Origin of the sequence: Sphingobacterium sp. Lzh-3 (genome assembly GCF_046764375.1) — a bacterium.
GTDB lineage: Bacteria > Bacteroidota > Bacteroidia > Sphingobacteriales > Sphingobacteriaceae > Sphingobacterium.
This window is the reverse complement of sequence record NZ_CP177226.1, coordinates 3846128-3872077: the sequence shown is the minus strand read 5'-3', so window position 1 is coordinate 3872077 and position 25950 is coordinate 3846128. Positions and strand designations below refer to the sequence as shown.

At 39.0% G+C, this 25950-nt stretch carries 24 protein-coding genes; 9 read left to right on the top strand and 15 right to left on the bottom strand.

Annotated elements, in window-relative coordinates; all coding sequences use genetic code 11:
• Positions 1-3: 3 nt before the first annotated feature.
• The 9 genes from ACLCDV_RS16390 to ACLCDV_RS16350 all read right to left on the bottom strand — a co-directional run bounded on the left by ACLCDV_RS16390 (position 4) and on the right by ACLCDV_RS16350 (position 12324).
• Positions 4-1122: an efflux RND transporter periplasmic adaptor subunit gene (locus ACLCDV_RS16390; RefSeq protein ID WP_411971677.1), complete on the bottom strand. Its 1119-nt coding sequence runs from the start codon at positions 1120-1122 to the stop codon at positions 4-6.
• Between the two features lie 241 nt (positions 1123-1363).
• Positions 1364-2125, bottom strand: coding sequence for a LytR/AlgR family response regulator transcription factor (locus tag ACLCDV_RS16385; protein ID WP_182331308.1), 762 nt, complete (start codon positions 2123-2125; stop codon positions 1364-1366).
• Positions 2125-3228, bottom strand: coding sequence for a sensor histidine kinase (locus ACLCDV_RS16380; protein WP_182331310.1), 1104 nt, complete (start codon positions 3226-3228; stop codon positions 2125-2127). The genes ACLCDV_RS16385 and ACLCDV_RS16380 overlap by 1 nt, the downstream gene beginning before the upstream one ends.
• Before the next feature lie 385 nt (positions 3229-3613).
• Positions 3614-4096 carry a DUF4822 domain-containing protein gene (locus ACLCDV_RS16375; protein WP_333574770.1) on the bottom strand — a complete coding sequence of 161 codons (483 nt, stop codon included), beginning with the start codon at positions 4094-4096 and terminating at the stop codon, positions 3614-3616.
• Between the two features lie 288 nt (positions 4097-4384).
• Entirely contained in the window at positions 4385-5830 is a 1446-nt protein-coding gene (locus ACLCDV_RS16370; RefSeq protein WP_411971676.1) for an efflux transporter outer membrane subunit, read from the bottom strand.
• A gap of 6 nt (positions 5831-5836) precedes the next feature.
• Positions 5837-9025, bottom strand: a complete 3189-nt coding sequence (locus tag ACLCDV_RS16365; RefSeq protein WP_317665754.1) for an efflux RND transporter permease subunit — start codon at positions 9023-9025, stop codon at positions 5837-5839.
• 14 nt (positions 9026-9039) lie between these two features.
• Positions 9040-10242, bottom strand: coding sequence for an efflux RND transporter periplasmic adaptor subunit (locus ACLCDV_RS16360; protein WP_333574772.1), 1203 nt, complete (start codon positions 10240-10242; stop codon positions 9040-9042).
• A gap of 78 nt (positions 10243-10320) precedes the next feature.
• Complete coding sequence (locus ACLCDV_RS16355; protein ID WP_046674552.1) at positions 10321-10920, bottom strand: TetR/AcrR family transcriptional regulator; 600 nt, start codon at positions 10918-10920, stop codon at positions 10321-10323.
• A 99-nt stretch (positions 10921-11019) separates the two neighbouring features.
• Complete coding sequence (locus ACLCDV_RS16350; RefSeq protein ID WP_317665759.1) at positions 11020-12324, bottom strand: ATP-binding protein; 1305 nt, start codon at positions 12322-12324, stop codon at positions 11020-11022.
• 307 nt (positions 12325-12631) lie between these two features.
• Between ACLCDV_RS16350 and ACLCDV_RS16345 the strand changes: the two genes are divergently transcribed.
• From ACLCDV_RS16345 to ACLCDV_RS16330, 4 genes are all read left to right on the top strand, one after another.
• Entirely contained in the window at positions 12632-13087 is a 456-nt protein-coding gene (locus ACLCDV_RS16345) for a DUF1572 family protein (protein WP_317665761.1), read from the top strand.
• A gap of 55 nt (positions 13088-13142) precedes the next feature.
• On the top strand, positions 13143-13475 hold the full coding sequence (locus ACLCDV_RS16340) for a GNAT family N-acetyltransferase (protein ID WP_411971675.1): 333 nt from the start codon (positions 13143-13145) through the stop codon (positions 13473-13475).
• Positions 13476-13565: 90 nt separating this feature from the next.
• The gene (locus ACLCDV_RS16335; RefSeq protein ID WP_411971674.1) at positions 13566-16121 is read left to right on the top strand and encodes a BamA/TamA family outer membrane protein; all 2556 of its coding nucleotides are present in this window, start codon (positions 13566-13568) and stop codon (positions 16119-16121) included.
• Between the two features lie 35 nt (positions 16122-16156).
• The gene (locus ACLCDV_RS16330) at positions 16157-16936 is read left to right on the top strand and encodes a helix-turn-helix domain-containing protein (protein ID WP_411971673.1); all 780 of its coding nucleotides are present in this window, start codon (positions 16157-16159) and stop codon (positions 16934-16936) included.
• Positions 16937-16987: 51 nt separating this feature from the next.
• Here ACLCDV_RS16330 and ACLCDV_RS16325 read toward each other — a convergent pair whose 3' ends face one another.
• A complete protein-coding gene (locus ACLCDV_RS16325; protein ID WP_411971672.1) occupies positions 16988-17644 on the bottom strand; it encodes a DUF1349 domain-containing protein in 657 nt (218 codons plus the stop codon).
• 264 nt (positions 17645-17908) lie between these two features.
• Here ACLCDV_RS16325 and ACLCDV_RS16320 point away from each other — a divergent pair, with 264 nt between their 5' ends.
• Both ACLCDV_RS16320 and ACLCDV_RS16315 read left to right on the top strand, forming a co-directional pair.
• Positions 17909-18517 carry a class I SAM-dependent methyltransferase gene (locus ACLCDV_RS16320; protein ID WP_411971671.1) on the top strand — a complete coding sequence of 203 codons (609 nt, stop codon included), beginning with the start codon at positions 17909-17911 and terminating at the stop codon, positions 18515-18517.
• A gap of 10 nt (positions 18518-18527) precedes the next feature.
• The gene (locus ACLCDV_RS16315) at positions 18528-19436 is read left to right on the top strand and encodes an NAD(P)/FAD-dependent oxidoreductase (protein ID WP_411971670.1); all 909 of its coding nucleotides are present in this window, start codon (positions 18528-18530) and stop codon (positions 19434-19436) included.
• A gap of 107 nt (positions 19437-19543) precedes the next feature.
• Here ACLCDV_RS16315 and ACLCDV_RS16310 read toward each other — a convergent pair whose 3' ends face one another.
• From ACLCDV_RS16310 to ACLCDV_RS16300, 3 genes are all read right to left on the bottom strand, one after another.
• Positions 19544-20629, bottom strand: coding sequence for a DUF418 domain-containing protein (locus tag ACLCDV_RS16310; RefSeq protein ID WP_411971669.1), 1086 nt, complete (start codon positions 20627-20629; stop codon positions 19544-19546).
• 73 nt (positions 20630-20702) lie between these two features.
• A complete protein-coding gene (locus ACLCDV_RS16305; RefSeq protein ID WP_317665771.1) occupies positions 20703-21269 on the bottom strand; it encodes a Crp/Fnr family transcriptional regulator in 567 nt (188 codons plus the stop codon).
• Positions 21270-21303: 34 nt separating this feature from the next.
• Positions 21304-21600 carry a winged helix-turn-helix transcriptional regulator gene (locus ACLCDV_RS16300; RefSeq protein ID WP_333574782.1) on the bottom strand — a complete coding sequence of 99 codons (297 nt, stop codon included), beginning with the start codon at positions 21598-21600 and terminating at the stop codon, positions 21304-21306.
• A gap of 142 nt (positions 21601-21742) precedes the next feature.
• Between ACLCDV_RS16300 and ACLCDV_RS16295 the strand changes: the two genes are divergently transcribed.
• Positions 21743-22342: a nitroreductase family protein gene (locus tag ACLCDV_RS16295; protein WP_411971668.1), complete on the top strand. Its 600-nt coding sequence runs from the start codon at positions 21743-21745 to the stop codon at positions 22340-22342.
• A 42-nt stretch (positions 22343-22384) separates the two neighbouring features.
• Here the strand turns inward: ACLCDV_RS16295 and ACLCDV_RS16290 are convergent, their stop codons facing one another.
• On the bottom strand, positions 22385-23329 hold the full coding sequence (locus ACLCDV_RS16290) for an MBL fold metallo-hydrolase (RefSeq protein WP_411971667.1): 945 nt from the start codon (positions 23327-23329) through the stop codon (positions 22385-22387).
• Positions 23330-23392: 63 nt separating this feature from the next.
• The gene (locus tag ACLCDV_RS16285) at positions 23393-24136 is read right to left on the bottom strand and encodes a hypothetical protein (protein ID WP_411971666.1); all 744 of its coding nucleotides are present in this window, start codon (positions 24134-24136) and stop codon (positions 23393-23395) included.
• A gap of 413 nt (positions 24137-24549) precedes the next feature.
• Here ACLCDV_RS16285 and ACLCDV_RS16280 point away from each other — a divergent pair, with 413 nt between their 5' ends.
• Positions 24550-25368 (top strand): hypothetical protein, encoded by an 819-nt coding sequence (locus ACLCDV_RS16280; protein ID WP_411971665.1) that lies wholly within the window; start codon positions 24550-24552, stop codon positions 25366-25368.
• Between the two features lie 15 nt (positions 25369-25383).
• Positions 25384-25932, top strand: coding sequence for a hypothetical protein (locus ACLCDV_RS16275; protein WP_411971664.1), 549 nt, complete (start codon positions 25384-25386; stop codon positions 25930-25932).
• The last annotated feature ends 18 nt before the right edge of the window (positions 25933-25950 follow it).

Genomic DNA, 25950 nt, shown 5'->3' with positions numbered 1-25950 from the left:
TTGTTACATGGTGGATTTTTTGGTTGGTTGAACTTGCATTCCATCATTAAGCATATCAATTCTATTCATAACGATTTTTTCACCAGCTGTGAGTCCCGATTGAAGTAAGTAGGCGTTAGCGGTATTTCCTGCAATTTCAATCTGTTTCATGGAAATTTTATTTTTCTCACCAATAACATAAACGAAATAGCGGTCTTGAATATCCTTGACAGCAGCCATAGGGACCAACAATACGTTTTCATGCGCTTTTTTCAAGATTACTTTTGCTGAGCCACCCGAACGGAGAATTTTGTCAGGGTTGATGAAACTTGCTTTAAGTGCCATGCTTCCGGTTGTTCTGTCGATGTTACCGCTGGCTAACGCTACTTTCCCCGAATGGTTGTATGCTGTTCCATCAGCCAATAAGAGCGTTGCTTGTTGATTGGATGATTTGTTATTCTGATCTTTGATAAAGGCTATAAAGTCGGCCTCACTCAATGAAAAATACACATTTACGGTATTAATTTCAGATAGCGTCGTTAAAGGTGTCGCGTCTGCTGCGGTAATTAAATTTCCGATCCGATTAGGGATACGGCCGATATAACCACTCACTGGTGCATTGATCAACGTAAATTTGGCATTTATTTGCGATGAACCGAGTGCAGCCTGTGCTTGTGCTACTTGCGCTTTAGCTGCGGCATAATTGGCCTCTGCAGTTTTTAACTGTAATTCGGTATACACTTTACCTTCAACCAGTGGTTTGATTTTGTCAATCTCCAATTTTGCATTTTGTTCTGCCGATAAAGCAGCTTGGTAAGCTGCCTTGCTGTTGTTTACTTGTTCGTTGTAGACGTCAGCTTTTATTTTGAAAAGAGGTTGCCCCTTGGATACATAGTCTCCCTCTTTGACATAAATCTGCTCGAGGTACCCCGTTACCTGCGCTTTGACATCGACGTTGACGGTCCCCTCTAAAGTACCAGGATATTTTTTTTCGGTCTCCGCGTGGGTAGGAGATAATTCGATAAAGTCAACAGTAACTGCCTGCTCTTGCGGTTGTTCTTGGTTGCCTCCACAGGACGATAATAATGCTGCTGCTGTAATAAGTGTAAGGAAAGGTTTTAAAGTCATCGTTCTTTGTGCCATTTTATCATTTTATAATGAAACAAAGAAAAGAATTCTTTTAAGCCATAAGGCAAAGAAATCTACCGAGACGTTACAATTGCTTACTGAAACGTATCAGTGATGATCTGAATTTTACGATATTAAATGGTACGATCCAATTGTGTTGATGATATTGGTCTTATCGATTGACATTCCCTTGTTCATCGCGAAAAACTTATTTGACCTTTCTGACGTAAAAGGAGCAAACGGATCCGTTTGAACATCAATAGTCTAACCAAGTTTTCAGCAGTTGAGCCTTTTCTCTGCTCACAAGGATTTCCACTTGATCGTTATTTTTAATTTCTATTTTTAGTTTTCCGTTGAAGTGGTTATGTAATCTTTTGATCGCATCTATATGTACAATGAATTGCCTGTTGGCGCGAAAAAATACTTTTGGATTTAATTGCTGTTCGAGTTCTTCCATTGTTTGAGGTACAATTTCGACAGTACCACATTTGAGTTGCGCATGGGTAAGTTTAAATTCGGAATAGAAGTATAATATTTCTTCAACAAGAACGGTTTTATAGCCGTCTTTGAATGGAATTAGAAAGCGTGAGCGAAAATCTTTCGGATAGATAAAATCCAATAAACCTTGAAGCGGTTGTTGGTTGATCTGAAGATCTTTTTGATAGTCAAGTTTTTGGATGGCATTTTCCAGCTCTGTTTTTTCTACAGGTTTAAGCAAATAATCTATGCTATTGAATTTAAAGGCCCTCACAGCGTATTCGTCAAATGCTGTTGTAAATATGATGGGGCAATCTATTTTTATAGTCTCTAATATTTCAAAGCTTAAACCATCGGATAGACGAATATCCATCATCACCAGGTCGGGAAGTTCATTGCCATTGAACCAGTTGATGCTATCAGCGATATTATCCAGCACATCTAAAATAACGATGGATGGCTTTATTTCCTTCAAAAGTCGTTTTAAACGATCGGCATTGAGTTTTTCGTCCTCGATGATTAATACTTTGGTTATATTCATTATGCTTGGGCTAAAAGTGGTAGGATAACATTAAATGTTTTGCCATCATTCTTTATTTGCAATTTTAAGTTGGATAGCAAATCGTATCTTTTAATGATGTTTGAAATCCCGATTCCCGATGATTCGGATACATTCTCAATAGGGATTAATATATTTTCAACAACAAGTTGATTCTGGGAGTTGGTGTATACCTTTATTTTCAGCGGTTTTTTCTTATTTGTCTGATTATGCTTTAATGCATTTTCTACCAATAATTGTAAGGTAAGGGGAGGTAATTGACAATTGCGTTTGGCGGGATTGACGTTTATTTCGAAGTTTACCCCATCGCCGAATCGGTTTTTGATGAGAAATATGTAGGAATTTAGAAAGTTGAGTTCTTCTTCGAGTGAGATAATGTCCTTTTTGGAATTGACAAGAAGGTAGCGATATATTTTGGAGAAGTTTTCTGCATATTCATAGCCTAATTGTTGGTCTTCGAGGATGATTTCTGAGAGCACGCTCAGGTTATTAAAGACAAAATGGGGATCGATCTGTAATTTTAACGATTGAAGTTCTGTTTCAAGAATGACCTGATCAAGCTTTGCTGCGCGCATGGATTCATTCTTCCAGTTGGTGATTAAATGACTACCAATATTGATCCCCATGATCATGAGCGCAATTAATACACTGATTGTAATGTTTTGAATCATCCCCCTTTTTTCCTCCAAAGATGGGGCTATAGTAACATTTTGAGGTCCAAAATAATATTTTGAAATCAGGTACTCCAGAAGTAAATTGATAAAGAGTACTGCAAAAAGGTTGATGACGGTTTCAAGTAGAAGTCGCTCTGTCGGACTATCTTTCCAGGTTAAGAACTTATTAAGCTTGTCATGGACAATGATACTAAATTCGGAAATGATAAAGCTGTAAATGATCGTAAATGTCCATTCACCGAGTATTTCGAACATATTCCGTTTAAAATAGCCATCCCAGCAACTTGAGAAAGGATCAATAATATAGGCGACGAGATAAATAAGCAGAAAGGACAGAAAGGTAAATATCAGCCTTTTTTTATTTGTACTAATAAGAGTCTTATCGTTTTTATAGATCGCTATATCCTGCATTCTTTTAACTTATATGTATCGGTGAAATCTATGCAAATTTCGTAATTCCTTTTAGTATTGGACGACAAATTTCTGCTGAAGCGTATAAAGCCCCGACTGAAATATCAATTTGATGTACTCAGACGTATATTGACGAAGGTCGATAGATTATCTTGCCTTGGCATATCAGAATATAATTTTTTATGAAATTCGGATGTTCTGTTTTTTTAATGGATTGTAAATCTTGTTGTTATTGACTTTTTGTGATCGGTTGATCTAACAGTGTCAAAGAATGACTTTGGAGATGAGGTTCGTTTTTAGCTATAAACAGAAAGGCTTGACATCATTTCGTCAAGCCTTTCTGTTTTATTGAGGTAACTATTTTTTCGATGTGTTATCCTGTAAATTATTTTGGCTCTTGATGTGTTGTTGGTGTATGGATAATATCGAAATAGATTGTTTTGTCATTAGCGTTTGGATAAACTCTATACGTGAATTCTTTCTTCGTTAATACGGTAATATCAACCACACGGGTAAACAATGTTTCACCAGCAGCATTTTTAGCAACAATTGTTCTCGTTTTACCATCTGCAGATACGGTCCAGTCGCCGTGCATTTTGGGAGAATTGTCAAGATTGAACATGGTAAATGTGCCGTCAGATTTGAAATAAGCAAATCCTACAAAATTTGACACGTTAGCATCTGTTAACACTACACTTTCTCCTTTATTATTTTTTGCGTTTGTTGTTTCCCAGGGTGTACTGGCCAATATTTCACTTGGTGTAAGCTGTGGTTCAACAACAGTTTCTTCATCTTTACTGCAGCTCATCGCTACTAATGTGCTTAAGGCGATACATACCGCTAATGCAATCTTTTTTAAATCTCTCATTTTATAAAATTTATATGATGTCACAAAAGTAATCGCATTGTTTCAGCTGTATTTGTCTCTTTTATTCCAAGGTTTGAAGGATTTATAAATTGAATGAGATTCTGCTGTAGAAGAAGGTTAAACAAAAGAAAAAGCTTTCTTTTAGCTTGCTTTGAAGTCTGCTTTATATGGAAACAAATTAAAGGTGATCGAAGCATGCGCTTTGGATAAAATAAAACAGGGGACCCTAAGGCCCCCCATCTACCAGATATGTATAATAAAATTAGAAAATTGCTTTTTTTTACAGCATTAATTGTTGCTCCATCCACCACCTAATGAACGATACAGGTCAACAACTGCAGAAAGCTCCGCTTTCTTTACCTGAGCAAGTTCGAGCTCACTTTGCAAGATATTGCTTTGTGCCGTAATTACTTCCAAGTATGTGGCCATTCCTGTTTCAAATAAAAGATTGGCGTGCTTCGTTGCTTCCTTTAGACGCGTCGTTCTATCCGAAGTAATCTTTTGTTTTTCTTTCAATTTTTGAATTGAAATTAAAGCATCGGAAACTTCTCCAGCTGCTGAGATTACTTTTTGCTTGAAGATCAATACGTTCTTTTCTTGTTCGACACGTGCCAGTTCATATTGAGTTTTCAATTCCTTCCGCTGTAAAATTGGCTGCGTAATACTTCCTGTAATTGCCCCAAATAATGAAGCCGGTAAGTTGAACCAATTGCTTGCCTTGAATGCATTTACGCCTGCTTCGGCGCTAATAACCAAGGAAGGATACATGCGTGCCTTTGCGTATTGTTGATAAGCTTGTGAGGCTGTAATAGCCAGTTCAGCTTGTTTTACATCCGGACGATGACTTAACAAATCGGCTGGGACGCCAGTTGCTAATTCTTCGGGGAATTGAATATTCGACAATTTCTCCGCTATTTTGATTTCCTGCGGGAGTTTTCCGCTAAGAATCTGAATGGCATTTTCCTGAATACGGATCTGTTGTTCAAAGTCGGGGATCAAGGCAGCTGCAGACAATCGCTGCGCATCGACCTGCTCCAATGCAAGCAGCGTAATGTCACCAACTTCATATTGTTGCTGGACAATACGTAAAGTTGTATCGCTTAATTGCAAGTTTTGTTTGGCGATATCACGCAATTGATAAAGCATCAGTAGTTGATAATAACCTTGTGCAACTTGTGCAATTAATTGGGTTTGAATTACTTTTTTCGCTTCTTCTGTCTGTAAATAGGAAGCTAAAGCAGCGATATTTTGATTTTTGATTTTACCCCATATGTCGGCCTCCCAGGATAAACCTAAGGATGCCGTATAATCTTCTACATGGTGTTGACCTAAAAACTGCCCCAGGCTCAATCCATTCATACTGTTATTGGATGGGTTGGTGCTATTTCCGCGGATCTGTAGTTGGGCCGTGGGAAGATAGTGGGCTTTTGCCTGTTTCAGGCTCAGTTGAGACGCTTCTATATTTTTTAGTGCCAGTTGCATATCTAAGTTATGTTGTATAGCACTATCGATCAAGGTTTGTAAGACTTGATCCTTAAAAAAATCGCGCCATGGAATAGAACCTATGCTAGTTTCCTGCGAAGCTTTGGCCTGGTCGCGGTATTGTTCGGGTAAGTTGGGGGCAAGGTGTTGATTGCTGACCAACTTATCTGTTTTGCAAGACCATGCAACAAAAGATAAGATGAAAACCGTCAGTAATTTTGATTTACTATTGATATATTTAAATGCTGCCATGATGTACTAATTGTTTGTATGCACGGGTATTTCCAATGAAACGACATCGCTTTCATGCTGTTTTTGCCGTGGAGTACCTCCGATTTTCTCTTGGATAAATTGGAAGAAAATAAAAAGAATAGGGATGATAAAGAGTCCTAAAACTACTCCAGTGAACATCCCACCCGCAGCGGCGATACTGATTGAGTGATTTCCTTGCGCTGATGGACCTACCGCTGTCATCATTGGAATCATACCAACGATAAAAGCTAAGGAAGTCATAATAATAGGTCTCAAACGTAATCTCGCTGCTTTAAGTGCGGCACTAGGAATTGATAGTCCCTGTTTACGCCCTTGGATGGCAAATTCTACGATCAGAATGGCATTTTTGGCCAATAAACCAATCAACATAACGAGTGCGACTTGTACATAGATGTTGTTGGCAATATCAGTGAAGCTAATTGCTGCGAAGACCCCAAATATACCTGTAGGAATAGAGAGAATAACCGCCAATGGAATGATATAGCTTTCATATTGTGCTGCAAGCAGAAAATAAACGAATATCAGACAGAGAATAAAAATCAATGTGGATTGGCCTCCGGAGACAATTTCTTCTTTGGTCATACCTGAGAACTCATAAGTAAATCCAGTCGGCAATTGTTGTTTTGCAACTTCTTCAACTGCACGGATAGCATCTCCGGAACTATATCCTGGTTTTGGTATCGCATTTATTCCAATCGAATTGAATAAGTTGTAACGAGATGCTGTTTCCGGTCCATATACACGCTCTAATTTGACTAATGTATTGATGGGAACCATGTCTCCTAATCTGTTCTTTACAAAAATTCCGTCCATTGAAGTTGGTTCACTTCTATCCTTGGCATCAGCTTGGACCATCACACGATAATACTTTCCAAAACGATTAAAATCTGAGGCTTGGGCACTACCAAAATAGGCCTGCATAGTCTGTAAAATGCTTTTTGTGCTTACGCCAAGTTGTTCTGCTTTGATATCATCTACCTGGAGTTCATATTGTGGATAATCCGCCTTAAAGGTTGTGAAAGCCATCATAATTTCTGGACGTTTCATCAATTCGCCAATAAACTTTTGGCCTATGCCACTGAATTTTCCGAGTTGTCCACCGGTCCGATCCTGCAGTACCATATCCAGACCATCCACGTTACTGAATCCAGGTACAGTAGGGAAGGTAAAGACAAAGAAATTTGCGCCTTTGATATTTGCCAGGCGCTGATTGACATCGGCCATAATAGCATTGATGTCTTTTATCTTACCACGTTCTTCATGTGGCTTAAGGAGAATAAATGCAACACCTGCTGATGGACTTGTGGATTGTGTCAAAATATTGAAACCGGCAAGTACATTTAAAGTTTTGGTAAAATCAGCATGTTGAAGTTGTTTCTCCGCTTCGGCTAATGCTCCAGAGGTACGATCCAAAGAGGCCCCTGCTGGCATAGATAAGGATACAGCAATGAATCCTTGGTCTTCTGATGGGATAAATCCAGTAGGTGTTCTACGGATCATAAACACGGTCAAAAGCAGGGTAATTCCCAATCCTGCAAATGCAACCCACTTATAACGGATCAAGAAGCGTAAACTACCTAAATAATTCTTCGTCAACCGATCAAATCCGACATTGAATCCAGCGAAGAAACGCTCTTTGAAATTAAGTTTCTTGGCATCAGAATGACCATGATGCGTTGGTTTTAAGAAGAGCGCACATAACGCAGGGCTTAGTGTCAAGGCATTAATTGCTGAAATAACAATTGCAATCGCCAGGGTGAAAGCAAATTGTCTATAAAACACCCCGGTAGAGCCTTCCATAAAGCCGATGGGAAGGAATACGGCAGACATCACCAATGTAATCGAGATGATGGCGCCTGTAATTTCACTCATGGCAGATGTCGTTGCCAATTTAGGTGGGAGGTTCTCATGTTCCATCTTGGCATGAACAGCCTCCACGACCACAATCGCGTCATCGACGACAATCCCAATGGCAAGCACCAGAGCAAACAAAGTCAGTAGGTTGATTGAAAAGCCGAAGAGCTGCATGAAGAAAAATGTTCCCACGATGGCTACCGGAACCGCAATCGCTGGTATCAATGTCGATCTAAAATCCTGAAGGAATAGAAAGACAACTAAAAATACCAGTATAAATGCTTCAACTAGTGTATGTTTTACTTGGTCAATGGATTGATCAAGTGCATCTTTTGTGTTGTATAAAACGAGATATTTGACACCTTTTGGAAAGCTTAAAGAGGCTTTCTCCATGAATTTTTGAATGGCAATCTGAATTTCATTTGCATTCGAACCCGCAAGCTGCATGACCCCAATATTCAATCCTGCTTTACCGTTGATGCGCGTATGACTCGCATAGGTATAAGATCCCAGTTCGACACGAGCGACGTCTTTGAGTTTTAGTACAGAACCGTCTGTATTGGAGCGGATAATAATATTTTCGTAATCACTTGGCTGGTTGAGTTTACCTTTATATTTGATTACAAATTCAAAAGCTTCACGGCTGCTCTCTCCGAATTTACCCGGAGCAGCTTCGACGTTTTTATCTTGGATGGCGGCCATTACTTCCTCAGGCGTTAATTTATAGGTCGCCATTTGATTTGGATTGAGCCATACACGCATGGAGTAGTCTTTGCTACCACCAAATGCCAATGCTTGTCCCACGCCGGGTATCCGTTTCAATTCAGGAATGATATTGATCTGCGCATAATTGGTAATAAAAGTCTGATCGTATTTACTCTGATCTTCCGTGTAAAGGTCCAATACCATGATCAAGCTGTTTTGCTGTTTTGCGGTGGTGATCCCGGCTTGTACAACTTCAGCAGGCAATTGGCTGGTTGCCTGAGCCACACGATTTTGGACGTTAACAGCAGCTTGGTCAGGGTCTGTACCAAGTTTAAAATATACCGTAATCATTAACGAACCGTCGTTGCTGGCGGTAGAGCTCATGTAGCTCATATTTTCAACACCATTAATTGACTCTTCGAGTGAAGGGGCTACGGCACGAAGGACCGTTTCGGCATTTGCCCCGGGATATAAAGCCGTTACCTGCACCGCGGGCGGTGCAATATCGGGAAACTGCTGCAAAGGCAGTTTTAGGATACCAATCACCCCCAATATGACAAGTAATATGGAGATAACGGTAGCAAGTACAGGTCTTTCTATAAATTTCTTAAGCATGTGATTTTCTAATATTATAATGAATTGATGCTATCTCTTGATAAGGCTTGTGGTGTAATTTTCTGACCATCCTGAAGCAAGTCAATGCCTTTGTAGACAATTCGATCTCCCGCATTCAGTCCTTTACTTACAAGGTAATTTGCACCACTTTTTCCAATGACAGTAATAGGCTGTTGAACAACTTTATTTTCTTTACCAACGGTATAAACGAAGATTTTATCCTGCATTTCAAGGGTAGCAAGTTGTGGTACCAATAATGCTTGTGCATACTTCTTCTGTAGTCTTACACGACCCGTATTTCCATTGCGTAAAACTCCTTCTGGATTGTTGAACGTTGCACGAAGTGTAATCGCACCGGTATTTTTATCAAACTGTCCATCCACCATATCTATTTTTCCTTTCTGATCATAAATTGTCTGATCCGAAAGAACTAGGCTGATCGGAGGGAGGTTGTGAAGCTTTTGTTGTAAATTGCTCCCTTCTGTATTGTTTTTGAATGCGATAAAGTCATTTTCTCCCAGTGAGAAATAAACATGAAGATCTCTTACATTTGACAATGCGGTAAGTGGTTGTGGGTCTGTAGGACCAACCAAACTCCCTTGCTTGCGCTGTAATCTACCGATGTATCCTTCGGCTGAAGCCCGTATTAGCGTATATCCGACATTGATTTTTGCAGTTTCAACGGCCGATAGTGCCAATTGTACGTTTGCTTTAGCGGCATTACGTGCGCTAATAGCTGTTTTTAGCTGGAAGTCTGTCAGTACTTTGGTATTCACCAGTTTTGTTTTCTTTTCGACTTCTAATTCGGCGTTTTCCAAGCTAGCTTTTGCTGCCAGTAAATTTGCCTTCGCTTGGTTTAATTGTTCCTGATAGGGGCGGTCGTTGATCTTGAAAAGTGCTTGACCTTTAGTTACTTTGGCTCCTTCATCAACATAGATATTTTCCAAAATTCCCTCTACCTGAGGTCTGATCTCAATATTGGCGGAAGCTTCAATAGTGGCTGGATACTCCTGGTAAACCGTCTCGTTACCGTTCTCGATGGTAACGACCGGGAGGTTAACGGGTGGTGGATCAATGGGTTTACTAGTTCCGGTTGAGCAACTGTATAGAAAGATTGCACTCAACACATATGCAGTCTTTACGATATTAATTCGTTTAACACTGTTAAGTGCTGGAACGTAAATCTTTTTAAGACTTGGTGATAAATTTGTTTTCATGTGATATTAAAAATTGAAGTTTTGGTATATTTAACGGTGTTAGATTTCTTAACGTTGTATTTTTTGCTGTAAAAAAATTTAGTCAGTCAGGGAGCGCGTGATGCCATAAATAGCATCCTTTAATACTTCTTGATTGGTATTGTCGCCATTGCCTTGGTTTACCAGATTGATCGAAATCAATCCATGTATAATAGACCAGTACGTAAAATACTTTCTACAGATCAATTCTTCGGATGGATTTTTCTCTTTCATGATTTCACGGATGACATCACTTATCAATTTTCCATGGGATTCTGCACATTTATAGGTTTTTTCAAAACCACAACAGGCAGTTCCCACACCGAACATTAATTGGTACAATTCGCGTTCTTCGAAGGCGAAATCCCAATAGCTAAACCACATTGCTTCCAATTGTTTCTCCAGATCGGTTTCAGTTGATTTGGCTTGCTTTACTTTTTTGGCAAGCAGGAGATAGCCTTGGTTGGCAAGTTCCATCAAGATGGCATCTTTATTGGCGAAATACTCGTATATCATGGGGGCAGTATATTCGATGATATCTGCAATTTTGCGCATACTTAAGGCCTGCCATCCTTCTTCTTTGACGATTTGGAGCGCAGCATCTAGAATATTGGTTCTATTCTCATCTTTGAGCCGTTGTATACGTTCTTTACTACCCATGCTAATGCGTAAATAATTTAACAGTGTTAAGCAAAAGTGATACTTTTAATTTTATTTATTGACATCTAAAAGTCATTAAATAAAAATGTATTATTTTTTCTAAACGGAAGAAGCGTGGTCATCGTTTGCAGTGCGGGTTATAATCTGTTTTATGCGATTCTTTTCTTTGTCAGTTAGCGGAAGTGCCTGTTCGATGATAGGGAGGATTTCCGTGCTTTTTTCCGACTGCAATAACAGGTCGATGAAACCGAGATAGGTGCGGATAAGGTCTGTCTTAATGCCGAAGAAAATGCGTGGATCTACAATATATAATTCCTGTACTAATGCTAACAATAGGGTTTTTCTTTTTTTATCCTTTTCCGAGTTGTTGTATGCGGGTAGTAGGCCCTTTCTTTCAAGATCTGTTAATTTTACCGCGACAGCGTGCTCTAGTACATATTTTTTTTGTTTTCTATCGAGTAAATCACGTAACTCGGCAAGTAAATTTCGATAAATAACTTGTTTGGCTTTCCCCGAGAAAAGATTATCTTCTGTAGATAGGAGGATATCTTGTCGTTCGAAATGATCAAAGAAAGTAGATTCCACATAGACGGAGTGGTGGAAATTGATCGCGTTATTATTGAAACTGCTAAGTACTTTGGCAATTTCCTTTTTATCACTATTAAGAAAATAATAATAATATCGATCACCAATTTGCTGGTTCCAGCGAATGTAATTGATGGTGAAACTATAGGACGTATCCTGGTCGGGGCTATAGCCAGTCCACGATAGTTGATCAGTTTCCTGGATTAAATGATCATAAACCAACAGCCTTCCATTGACGCGTATGGCATAATTCCTATCTTTATTCAAGTAGAGAAACCAACCGAATTCTTGTGCGAGGAAATTGTTAAAGTCATCACTTTCAAAAAATGTAGCATTAAGTCCAAAAATTCCTTCAAGTGTAACTTGCGTCCCCGTCCTTTTATGTCCTACTGGTGTGCTTTCACTGATATCGTATTGCTCTTTACTTTCGCGATCGATTTGAATTCGGTAGTTTGAGAAATATTCATCCTTCTGAAAAACAGTATTCCAAATTGCACGTGTTGCAAAAAGCGAGAACGAAAATCGGCCCTTTCCCTTTTTTCCTCTTGTATAGGAGCTGCGTTTGAGGCTGTTCTTTTTTATAGAATCCAAAAAGTTTCCAAATGAGGAAGAAAGCGTTTCTAGGGATATGCCTTCGCCATTGTCCTGTATGCTTATACGATTTATATAGCCTAATTCATTACTGTCTATGGAGAGTTCGATCTGTGTGGCTTTTGCATCAAATCCATTCCAGATATATTCAGCAATGGCATGTTTAGGGTCTTTGGGAAGTCCTGCAGATTCGATACTTTGGTTGGTTATTTTTGTGCTCCTCTTCATCGTAAAAGACGGTTTAGCTTAAAACTTGTAAAAAAGATGGAAATAATTTGGTCGATTAATTCCATTTCAATGTACACTATTTTTTAGATCTCTTGATTAAAAATATGAAAAAATAAGCAAGTCCAAAATAGATAATAAGATCGAAAACTATCTTCATGGTAATTGGGCTTTAAGTAGTTTAAAATTACATAATATCATGTGGAAATGTATACTTCTTGATTCGTATACATATGGCCATTGACGGCTAAAGTTGATGTGTTGATATCGAAGTTGCTTTTTTGGTAGAAAATATTCCTAAATTTAGTCTATGCTTATAGAAACTTTAAAAAGCCTTTTCCAACGGGACTTAAACCGACTGCGTGATGAAATTTCATTGTACAAACAAGAGGAAAATATATGGCTTATTGAACGTAATATTTCCAATTCAGCGGGCAATCTATGTTTACACCTGATCGGAAATCTTCAAACATATATTGGTGCTGAAATAGGCAAGACGGGGTATATCAGAGATCGAGCGGCCGAGTTTTCGTTAAAAGACATTCCTCGAACACGATTAATAGATCAGATAGATGATACGATTGATGTGGTTACACGTTCTCTGGATCTGTTGTCAGAGGAGAATCTTCTTGAGATATATCCCATACTCGTGTTTGAGGAAAAAACAACAACGCAGTATTTGCTGGTTCATCTGACCACCCACCTAACTTATCACCTTGGCCAAATAAACTATCACCGGCGACTGCTGGATCAACCTGAGGTATAGTTAATGTATTGGTAAACCTATTCTTATTCTAAAACATAGGAAACAAATTTATAGTATGGATGTAAGAAAAGCGGTGTTATCTGATGCTGCGGAGCTCGCAACCTTGACCGAACAGCTGGGTTATCCAGCCGATATTCAACTTCATCAGGTCATCAGTCTGGAGACTGGTGTTTATGTAGAAATCATTGGCTTGGTTGTCGATGAAGAATATCGAGGTCGGGGGCTAGGCCGATTTTTATTGCATGCGGCATCCGATTGGTCTAGGTCTATCGATTGTTACCGTTTGCGTGCCAGATGCAATAGCATTCGGACCGAGAGCCATAAGTTTTATCAAAATAGCGGTTTTATACTAAAAAAGGAGCAGAAAGTTTTTGATTCTTTGCTTTAAAAGGTGAACTTTAGCCCAATTAGATATCGAGACCATCAAACATTCTACCTGTATCGACTGTTGATTTCTCGAAGACCCGACTTAGATAAAATGAGAAGAATCTTTACATTAATTGCCTGTTGCTGTGTTTTTAGTTCGCATGCACAACGTATGGACAGTATTACCACGGTGATCGCACCTGAATATGACCGAGTGGGGTTACTGCATCGATTTTGGCTTGGAGATAGTTATCGTAAATTATATAATACGCCTGTTAAGATGCGTGTGATGGATCTCGCTACAGAGCGAGGCGGGCTTCAGATTGTTAAGTTGGGTGGTGGCATGCAGACACAGTCACTTCGACTGGTAGATTCTATGGGTAGGGAGTGGGTTCTTAGGTCTATTCAGAAATACCCCGAACGGAGTCTTCCGGAAAGCCTTCGAAAGACATTCGCAAAAGATATCGTACAAGATCAGATTTCGATACATCATCCCTTTGGTGCATTGACCGTTCCGCCATTTAATAAAGCCTTAGGTATTCCTTCAGCTTCGCCAGAACTGGTTTTTGTAGGAGATGACCCTAGGTTTGGCGAGTATCGTGAGGTATTTAAAAATAGGGCCTATATGTTTGAGGCGCGCACCCCTTTTGAGGATCAAAAAACAGATAATAGCGCAAAAGTAATGCGTAAAGTATTGGAAGACAACGATACGCAAATTGATCAGAAGCTCACACTACGTGCGCGGATGCTCGACTTTACGCTTGGGGACTGGGATCGTCATCAGGATAATTGGCGTTGGGATCCCGAAAAGGAAAAAGGTAAAAAGATCTATACTCCCGTCCCAAGGGATCGGGATAAGGTATATTATAAAACTTCGGGCGTATTCCCCACATTACTTTCCTATCAATGGCTGAAGGCTCATTTGCAACCCTTTAGTCCACATATCCGAAATGTGCCCCATTGGAATTTTAATGCGAGTACTTTTGACCATTTTTTTCTCACTCATCTTACAGAGGATGAATGGATTGACGAAATACAGTTTGTTCAGAAAACACTGACGGATTCGTTGATTCATCAAGCGATGTTAACGATGCCTGATACAATTGTGAAAATGAGTGCGAATGAATTGGAAACAAATATTCGTTCAAGAAGAGACGAGCTGATGGAAAGCGGACTGACCTACTATCGATTTCTTGCGCGTGTCGTTGAACTACCATTGTCCGCCAAATCTGAATTTGTGGATGTCGATTACAATAAGGATGGCTCGGTCACTGTCAATATCCACAACAAGAAAAAAGATGGTACCGAAGGGCGAAAACTGCTAAAACGCACCTTTGTACCTGATCAGACCAGAGAAGTTCGTATATACGGCATATCGGGCACTGATGAATATAAGTTACATGGATCGGGCAAATCGCCCATAAAGATCCGGCTAATTGGGGGGGATGGGCAGAATCTATATCGTACAACTGATAAATTTGCCAATGGCAACAAAGTTTATATCTATGATGGTAAAAATCAGGAGCGGGGTGCTATGCAGGTTGATGATGCTATTCATCTGAAGTTGAGCAAAGACAGCGCTGTCCATAAGTTTGACTATGAAAATTTTATCTATGATCGTAAAGGGGTCGTTTTTAACCTAGATTATGGGGTTGATCGTGGACTTATTTTTGGACTGGGGTATATGATCGAGAACCAGGGGTTCAGAAAGAAGCCTTATGCTTATCGGCATCAGTTTCTTGGCAGTTATTTGACCGGTCGCGAATCATTTATCTTTGACTACAAAGGGAATTATAAAGATCTCATTGCAGGGCATGATCTTTATATTCATCTTTCGTCCCTTGGTCCCAAAAACCTGAGTAATTTCTTTGGATATGGAAACAATACTATTTTCGATAAATCGGATTCAAAGCGCATTTCGTATTACCGAAATCGATTTGACCTTGTGAGCGGTGACATTTTTTTGGAAAAGTACCTAGCGCCTAAATTCAAGGTGTTCTATGGATCTTCTTCCGAATATTATACGAGTAAAGAATCGAATAATGTTGGACGTTATTTTGAGGAATTCCATCAAAGATATCCATCGGAACCTATCTATGGAAGTAATTTCTTCACTGGGCTTACTGGCGGGATAGATTATGATACACGTGATAATATGGCCAATCCTAAATCTGGAGTACATGTACATACCAGGCTTGGCTGGAATGCTGAAATTGGAGGGGAGGGCCGCAACTATACAAAATTGCAGCATTCCATGAGTTTTTATAAAACGGTTGCCGATAACTACATTACTTTCGCAAACCGTCTGGGATTTGATGCGGTATGGGGAGATCCCTATTTTTATCAGCATGCGCAAATTGGAGGTGAAATGAGCTTAAGAGGGTATAATTCCCGACGGTTCACTGGGAAAACAGCGCTATATAATAATTTTGACATGCGATTAAAATTATTTAGCTACTCTTCTTATATCGTTCCTGGAACAGTCGGGGCAATTGGTTTTTATGATGTCGGAAGGGTTTGGATGAGTCATGAAAATTCCAATGACTGGCATATGGGGTATGGCGGTGGAATTTATTTTATGCCTGGAGACCTGCTCACGATTCAGGGGGTAGTCGGTTTTAGTAAAGAAGCAACCTTGCCTTATCTTCGCGTTGGACTTTCTTTTTAAAGGCCTAAAGTGAAGCTTTTTAAGTGTGAAATGAAATGAAATCGGAGATCAAAAAAAAATTAGATAAGAATTTTTCGGAGCGTAGACTACGAAATAGCAGCATTGATTTATCTGTGCTAAAACACTATAAGAGTTACGCAAAAACTTTTGCCGACATTCATAATGGTATAGCCGTACTGAGTGACCTGACAGCGAACTGGAGTTATACCTATATCGGAACAATTGCTGAGCGACTTTATCTTCCTGCAGGTGAAAAGAAAATGGAGATAAATGGAATTTGGGAAGATTTTCTTCTCGAACGTGTTTACCCCGATGATTTGGCCATCAAGCATGCTTTGGAGCTTCAATTTCTCGACTTGGTCAAAAAAATGGATCTGAAGGAGCGATTCAATTATCAAGCAAACAGCATCCTGCGGGTCGAAGGGCGAGAGGGGCAAATCATGCAGCTGTCCCATCAAATTTTTTACTTGGACACCCCAGGACCGGAATTCCCACAGTTGGCTTTATGCTGTTATACCCTATTACCAGAAACTGAAACATCAGTCAATCTCCGAAATTATATCCTCAATCAGGTAACAGGCGTAGTCCATCACTTGGATGGTTATGGTGCGAAAACTTCAATTAGTACACGAGAGAAAGAAATTTTAAGCTGTATCAAGGAGGGGATGATTAGCAAGCGAATTGCCGAAAAACTAGGCCTGAGCATAAATACAGTTAATCGGCATCGGCAAAATATACTCCAAAAGCTTCGCGTGCGAAATTCATATGAAGCAGTGAGTGTGTTTAACAAGATGCAGCAGGACATACTGACTTAAGATAACGCCCGTCTATGCGACTGTCTTAGGCGGGCGTCGGTATTTTTAGTTTCAATTATTCTCTTTCAGCCATTTGCTTCGACATTGGTCTGCAAGGTGTTTGATCGTAAAATAATCAAATTTGGCCTGAAAGCCATTGCCGTCTGGTGAAGCTGCCATTAGACCGACCATAACAGGGTGATTATCCTGTAGCCAGGCATTTCTCATCATGATATACTGCTTGTCATCAAAGGAATAGAAAAATTCTACAGCATCTAATCGACGTATCGCCTTGATCCAGATGTAGGGGATTTCCTTATCGATCGGAACAATGCTCCAATCACTTGTTTTATGCGTAACGACCGTACTTAAATTGTATTTTCCGTCGACAAATTCGATTCCTGCTTTTATATAGTTTTCATGATCAATGCGCAGCATAATACCTGCTTGATCGAACCGGGTTTGATAGTTCGCAGAGATCTTTGCCTTGACCTCAAACTCTCCCCCGCGTAGCGTATAGAAAAAGGGGGCGTCATCCACTGTAAATCCATAATGAGAGATACGCCAATAATCGCTTTTAGGCGTAACGAACATCGACAGCGAATTGTCTTTAATGTTCCATTCTGTTGGTTCGTTAAACCAAAGCATCTTATCCAACTTTTGTGCGCTGGCCTGTATCGTAAGCAATGGAAATAATGAAGCGGCTAAAAATGTCTTTATAGTTTTCATGTTTTGTTTTTTGATGATATTCATTTTCATCAGCAAAGATATTTAAGCCTAGCGCAGGTTTTCAATACTGATAAATAACCATGATTTCAATAATTCATCCTATTGTAATTTATTTGCAATTTAATTGCATTGAGTCTTTTTGCTACATAGTTGCAATAGTGAAAAATACTATCTTCGCTGAGTAGACTTTTAATCCATTGTAGTACCGAATTGGTATAGCTAACAGGATCGATTTCAATTTTAAACAATATAAGCACCAGTAGTATGGAATTTTGGGAACGTAATTTTATAGAGAAGCAAGAAATGTGGGGGGATGAAGCCGCAAAGTCTACAATTTTTGCAGTAGGCTTTTTTTGGGAGCACAACATCAAAAATATACTGATTCCTGGGTTCGGCTACGGTCGCAACGGTCGCCCTTTTTTGGAAAATGGAATAAAAATTACAGGCATTGAGATCTCGAAAACGGCAATAGAGCTCGCCCGGAAATCCTTTGGGGCAGATACGGTTATCCATCATGGTTCAGTTAATGAAATGCCTTTTGATCAGGATATATATGACGGTGTATTTTGTTACGGGCTTATTCATTTATTGGATGCTGAAGAACGTAATGCGTTAATCCAGCATTGTTTTGACCAATTAGCTGAAGGAGGTTATATGATTTTTACGACCGTATCAAAGCAAGCAAGCATCTACGGAAAGGGGGAGGCCATAGGCACTGATCGATTTGCAATGTTTGGTGGAGTACATATGTTCTTTTACGATGTTGATTCCATTCATGCCGAATTCGATCCCTATGGATTAATGGAAATTAGGGAAGTGGAGGAAAATTTTCCATTCTACTTCATCATTTGTCAGAAAAGGATTAATATTTAATAATGTATATATGAAGGATGATAGAAGCTATGAGGTAATTATTGTTGGGGGAAGTTATGCGGGGCTCTCTGCAGCGATGGCATTGGGACGTTCCTTGCGGAATGTGTTGATTATCGATAGTGGGCTGCCATGTAATCGACAGACGCCGCACTCCCATAATTTCATCACGCATGACGGTGAAAAGCCGCTCAGTATAGCGAAAAAAGCAAGGGAAGAAGTTCTGAACTACCCGAGTGTTAAGTTCCAGAAAGGGCTTGCTGTGAGCGGCACGAAGACAGCTACAGGGTATGAAATAACCACCGAAAATGGGGACGTCTTTCAGGCTAAAAAGCTCATTTTTGCGACTGGTGTGGAAGATATTATGCCTAGTATACAGGGATTTTCAGCCTGTTGGGGAATTTCGGTTATCCATTGCCCATATTGTCACGGTTATGAATTTCGAAAAGGAAAAACTGCTATTATGGCCAATGGTGAAAGAGCTCTTCACCTTGCAGGTTTGGTTCACAATCTGTCGTCCGACTTAACGCTATTGACTTTGGGTAAGGCTAGTTTTGATGTTAAGCAGAAAGCAAAACTGAAGTTACACGGTATTTCGATCATTGAAGAAGAAATAAGTAAAATCCAGCACAAGAATGGATGGGTTCAGCAGGTACAATTAAAAGACGGTCGTGAACTTGCCTTCGATGCTGTTTATGCAGCCATCCCTTTTAGGCAACATTCGGCTATTCCTGCCGCCTTAGGTTGTGAAATAACGGAACAGGGGCATATTAAAATAGATAATTTTCAAAAAACTTCACTTGCAGGAGTTTTTGCCTGTGGAGATAATTCTAGTATGATGCGTTCGGTGGCGAATGCTGTTGCTACAGGAAATCTAGCTGGAGCAATGGTTAATAAAGAACTTGTCGACGAGGTTTTTTAGTGGCCGCATTGATCTGTTTTCCGGCTGTGATCGCATTTTGTTAATTCATCAGGAAGTTTATATCACAAAAACTTCCTGATGTGTAAATGCTGTCTTTAAACGTGTCCCTAGTTCGATGCTTGTCTTAAAAGAAATTCAAATGGACCGTTCTTAAATTTTTTTGTCCAAATTTTGCTGAAATAATAGCTGCCGATAAAATAGGTAGATGATAGGAAGAGAATCATCCCTGGTGATAAGGTTGCTTGCTGGTCGATTACTTGATTAAACACCCCCTTGCTAGCCAAAAAAGAAAATAATAGGATGCCTAATGTTAAATGGGATATATAATGCGTTAATGTCATCTGGCCAGTTTTCGCGAGACAGTTGACAAATGTATTGGGAGTAATAAAGCGGCTAATGTACATGAAGCTGCTAATAAGTAGCAGGCTAAAACCTATTGTACTGACTAAAAATGGAAGTACCGGAGGAAGATAATCCGCGTTTAGAAACGAGTAGGCTGCCATGCCAATGAGGTTTTGAGGGATACATTGTGCAACTTGTACTACAAGGTATAATACCAATCCTATGAGAAACAGTTTTTTTTGAACGATGGCGCTGGTCCAGTCCAGTTTACCCAGGTACATACCGATCATGAAATAAGACATCCACGGAAAAATAGAATTCCAGCCATTATATAAAGAGTTTCTGATAAACCCCTTTAGGCTCCAATTGTCGGTATAAGATAGTGTATCAAAATTCCATCCAGTTTCATAAGGAATTAAAATGAGCAAAAGATGAAAAATGATCGTGAAGAAAACTGCTCCATATATGTAGTATTGTTTATCAACGAATAGCAAGAAGGAGGCGATAAACATGTAAAATCCATAAAAGTGAAGGATATCTGCAGGCCACCAAATAGATAATAATAATCCGAGAACAAATAGAAAACCTGCTTTTTTCTGCACAATAGTCTTTAGTTTAACTTGTTCTTGCGGAGACGCGTAAATAGATTTTTCTGTTCGCAAAGTAAGTCCCATGCCTGATAAGACAACAAATATTGTACTCGAATTACCGCTAAAGAGCGTGAGAAACTGGCCTAGCCAACTGGTATGTTGTGGATTTCCAAGAACGAGATTAAAATTGACGATATACATCCCAAAGATTGCGTAAGCTCTCAGGATATCAAATCCTATAAATCTGATTTTTTCTGCCATGATAGTTGATTTTCAAAATGTACTGCAAATTTTGAAAGATGTACTGGTTTGGCATTTGACTTAAATCAAATAATTAGATTTTTGTACGGACCCTGCTTAATGTTTCCAGGGAAATTCCCAGATAAGAAGCTATATAGGTAAGCGGTATATGGCGTATGAAATCTGGCTGTTCCTTAAGGAGTAGCTTATACTTTTCCATGGCGCTGAGGGTGTGAAATTCAAATAGACGCTTTTCTAACCACATTGTATAGTATTCTGTCATTAAAAGATCGAGTTGAATGAGTTGAGGATGATTTATTTTGAGATACTGAAAAGCGTGTTTATCCATACACGAGACAGTAACGTCTGTAATTGCCTGAATAAACTCCCTGCTAGGCTGATTCGAAACATAACTGCTAAAGGCGACTGCGAGATCATGTTTAAAAAGTAGCTCAGTCGTTACTTCTTTTTTCTCATTCATATAGTATTTCCTCGTAATACCTTCCTCTATCCAAAAGCTAGACTTGCAGACCTCACCTTGATATAAAAGAAATTCGCCCTTTTTGTATTTTTTGGTTTTGGAAATGGCCTGTAATGCTGAGTTTGTTTCCGCATCAAAACCGTCAATTAAAGCATTGATTTTTTTTAGATGCTCATTCATTATAGCTGATTTGAGTGATCGAAAGTTGCTGAAGTTACATTTGTTGAATCCGTTCGGTCCGACCTGCCGTTTCTCTTCCCCACTCAGCGATCGACTCGAGTAGTGGAATAAGTGTTTTTCCGAATTCTGTCAGTTCGTAATCTACTTTCAAAGGAGCTTTGTCGGTATGTACTGTACGTTTTACTAAACCATCAGCCTCAAGTTCCTTTAATTGTAAGCTTAATGTACGCTCTGTAATTAAGGCGCATTCTTTTCTCAGCTCATTATAGCGTTTTTTTTCAATTAAATGAATCAAAATTACTGCCTTCCACTTGCCGCCTATGTATTTCATAGTCAGGCTGGTACTGCATGGATATTGTTTGTTGTCTATCAAATACATCTGTTACTATCAAGTTTGACCGTTATTGCAAATATATAACACTATATTTAAGTTTGCAACTATAAAAAATATAGTTAATTTAATCTTGTATGTTATGGCTTTTTTAGAAACTGCAAAGCAACGTTACACAACGAAAAAGTATAATTCAGAAGCGCTAATTCCGGAGGAGAAAATCGCTGAATTAAAGGAAATAATCCGATTGAGTCCATCTTCCATCAATAGCCAGCCATGGAAGTTTTTCTTTGTTTCTTCTGGGGACATGAAACAAAAACTCGCTGCGGCATCGTATTGGAACGCACAGAAGATAAATGAGGCAAGCCATCTGGTTGTCTTTAGTGCACTTACCGATGTAGATCGCTTTGAAGAGCAAATCGCAAAGACGCTTCCAGAGGGATCGATTAATTACTATAAGCAATTTTTGCGGTCGAAAGGGGAGGTCCATGTTCAATCCTGGATGAAGCAACAGGTGTATCTCTCTTTGGGATTTTTTCTTGCAGCCTGTGCTGCAAATCATATTGACGCAACTCCAATGGAAGGAATTGAAAATTCCGTCTACGATGAAATACTGGAACTCGATGGCTATCAGACGCTGTTTGCAGTTGCTATTGGCTATCGACATGTGGAGGATGCAAATCAGCCTGCCATTACCGCAAAATCACGCTTGACAATTGCAGATATAATTGAAGAGTTCTAAGTAAAAAACGATGAAACCACTATCGGTTTCATCGTTTTTACATTAGTTTAAACTTATCTTTTTGCCCTGTTCGGGGAAAATATAATTTACTTTAAGTGGATTATTCTTGAGCAATTCGTTTTTAATGATTTCAGGGTTTTTACCAGTTGGTTTTCGGTGTGTGACCACAATGCTGAGCCCTTCCAAGTTTTTCAGTCCCGTTTTTTCTTTGAGCTTTAGCAGTTCTTCTAGCAACAAATTGGGGGTTAGGTGACCAAAGAGTAAATTTTCCGGTTGATTATTTGGAAAGGAGACTTCAATCAATATACTGTTTAATTGTTTGTTTTTGATCAGTGGGGCAATGTTATTCCAGAGCTTATCTAGTTGATCGGATTTTTCCACCCGATCGGCACCGGTATCACCAAGGTAAAGAAGATAGTGGTTGTCGTAGTGGACGAGAGCAGCACTACTTTTATATGGATTTACATGGCTAAGCTCGTATGCCGTCAAAGATAATGTCGTATTTGGTACTTGCGTTTCCAGCCCCTCTTGTAAACTGTTGTAATGATACTTTCCTAGTATGGGTTTTTGGCCCTGATCCCCAAAATTGATCCAGGTATCCGTTATAAAATAATGATTTTGTAGAATTTGAAGGACGGGATCAATAGCAAAAATGTTCTTTTTGCTATCGGCAGGAGAATTAATAATAAGACCCGATAAATGATCGAGATGTCCATGGGAAATAAAATATCCCTTTATTTGGTTATGTAAAATTGTTTCGACCGACCCATGTAGACTTTTCAATGCAATGGCTTTTCTGATACCTGTATTTATAGTTCCGGCATCGAGGCAGAGGAAGGCCGTGTCTTTTGGAGTTCCTACTAAATAAGCAGAAAGATTGTCTTCTTGTTCGCCACCATATATGCCCAGCGGGACAAGGTCAAAATGCTGTGCCTGACAGGCCATGGTCACAAGAAATGTAAAAATGGAAAGCGCTAGTTTTTTCATGATTATTAAACTAAAAACCCATCCTTTGTTATAGGATGGGTTCAAATTTACACTATTTTTTGTTTATTGGTTGAATCGGTAACGTACACCCAGCTGAATTCTCCAGCGTGAAGTTTCATCCACACTGTTCGAGAAAGTGTTGGTTAAAGGAATCTGATTTGTTGCATCTAAATAAGGGAATGAGAATGTCGGTTGTCCCTGCGCATTCAATCCTTTGTAATTTAAGATACCGTTTGCTTTGTTGGCAAATTGGGCAACTCCCCAGCTTTTGTTAATCATATTACCAAAATTAAATACATCAAAAGTAATCTGCAATTGATGTTTCTTTCCGCTGGTATTTAAAAACACATCTTGCGCGATACGAATATCCAGTGTTCCGATCATTTTTCCTACCAATGCGTTACGTTTCGCGTATCGGCCTCTGTGTGCATTGAGGTAATTGTCCTGATTAATGTATCCGTTCAATTGAGACCATAGTTGATCAGCTGTCCGAGTGTCTTGCGCATTGTCGCCAACAAGAGCAATTTCAGCTTTACTATTCGGGATATAAATCAAGTCATTGCCCGACAAACCATCATAATTCAGGTCACCGCCATAGGTATAGGAGTAACGAGGCCCATCCTGCAGTTGATAAAATAAGGAGAATGTCGTTCCTAAATGATCCAGGTATTCTTTACGGTAAGAGAAGTTGGCAATAAATCTATTTTTAACCAGATAAGTCGAATAAGAAAGATCAGCACTATTTGGATTGCCCGAAACATAACGATCACGCCACATCGACTGTGCAATAGATCCTCCATCGTTCACCGATCTTGAATCCGTATAGGTATAACCGATATTTGCAAAGAAACCACCTTTGAATTCTTTTTTATATGAAAATAATATTTTTTAATAGGAAAGATGTGCTTTTTTGAGATTGTTTTTACTTTATAAAAAGTTTATGTATAAATTAATATAAAGTTTGTTTACTTAAATTTAATATTTTATTAATATAATCTCCTTTATTTTTCGTTTAAATATTATTTATTTTATGATATAATCTTAAATGTTGAAATTATGAAAAATTATAATGCTTACTGTAAGTTTATTTTTGTTTAGCTTTATTTGGATGTGTTAGTTGTAAAAAAGAAAAGTCGAATACACAAATTGTTTCGACGAATAACAAAACTAAAGCCGGTCCAATTTCAGCTTACGATTTCGATTGGGAGGCAAGTACCTATGTGCCTTATAAGCCAAGCAGTGGTACAAATCCATTACCGTTACCCTGGAATTCCGGTACTACAGCGATTGACCCAAATTTGGTTGGTGATTATAAGAAAGCTGATGGATGGAAGCTTGTTTATAATACTTTCTCTCCTTCTATTGTGCTAAATGATGTAAATTATACATACTTTTTTTCATTGTATAATGTATATAGAGGACTTTTAAGATTCTACGTGTGGCAACCAGCTAGTACGATTGCAACCTCTCATGTTGTTCATGGTTTGGGGATTTATGGAGCAGGCGCAACTTCTCCAATGTTGAACTTTAATACACAAGAGAAAATTGACCCGACATATAATCTTCCGAAGTTTCAACAAGTTTTAAATCAACAAATTTCTTCCGCTGGAGGTACTTGGTTAGTGTTTCAATATGAGATGGCCTATGATCCAACAATAAGTCAGCAAGCAAAATCTTTCCCAGGATACGGTTTACAATTTACATCCCAATGGAGTAATGTAACAGGTGTTACCATTAACGGTACGCAGACTGGTACCGTTAAGTCTATTCCTGGGACGCCAAGCGGAGGAATTAACTTCGGGGCTTTACTAATAGGTGGTGTAACAACATTTACTGGAGGGATTAATTTTGTTGAGGCTTTTGACGGCCTTATTGGAAGTCGTCCATATACTAACGCAATTAACAATGCTGCTTCTGGAGTTGTTAAAGGATTTTTGAATGCTATTCTTGGAGGATCTAATGGAGGAACTTCGCTAAATTTGACTCTAAATACAGATATTAAGTTGGACGGTACAATGGTCAACAATGGAACTATCTAAGATCTGAAATTAAAATTGCCGGGACAATATAATAGTCAAACTGGTGATGGCGCCTCTCCAAAATATAATCAAGTGCTCGGAGTGTTTAATGTAAATAGTAAACCTACAGTTAGAATCAATCAAAACTTTGTAACTATAGAATCAGAGGATCCAAGAAGTGGAAGTATGGGCATGGAAACGTATTCAGATGCAAAAGTTTGGTTTGATTCAGATGCTGTTAATATAACTTGGAATCCTGCAATAATTAACTCTACTTCCACAGGTGCTACAATCAAAAACATTAATACTGACTTATTAGTACATAGTGATCAATTTTATACGAATGTATTTGGTATAGGACAAGGTGGAGTTGAAGAAGTTGGAAAACAGCGGTATATAGTTTATCGTAACCCATCTGCGAGCAACCCAGCTAAATTTAGTTATTGGGCCGATGTTATGAGTGGGTTAGGTAAAGCTGGATATCCACCGCCTATATACGTCCGAGTATCATTTGACGTGGTGCCAAATAATGGGGGGGCTAAAGCTACTTTAGTAAAAACATTTTTACCATCTCAGGGCTTGTAGATATAAAAAGTTAGTTAT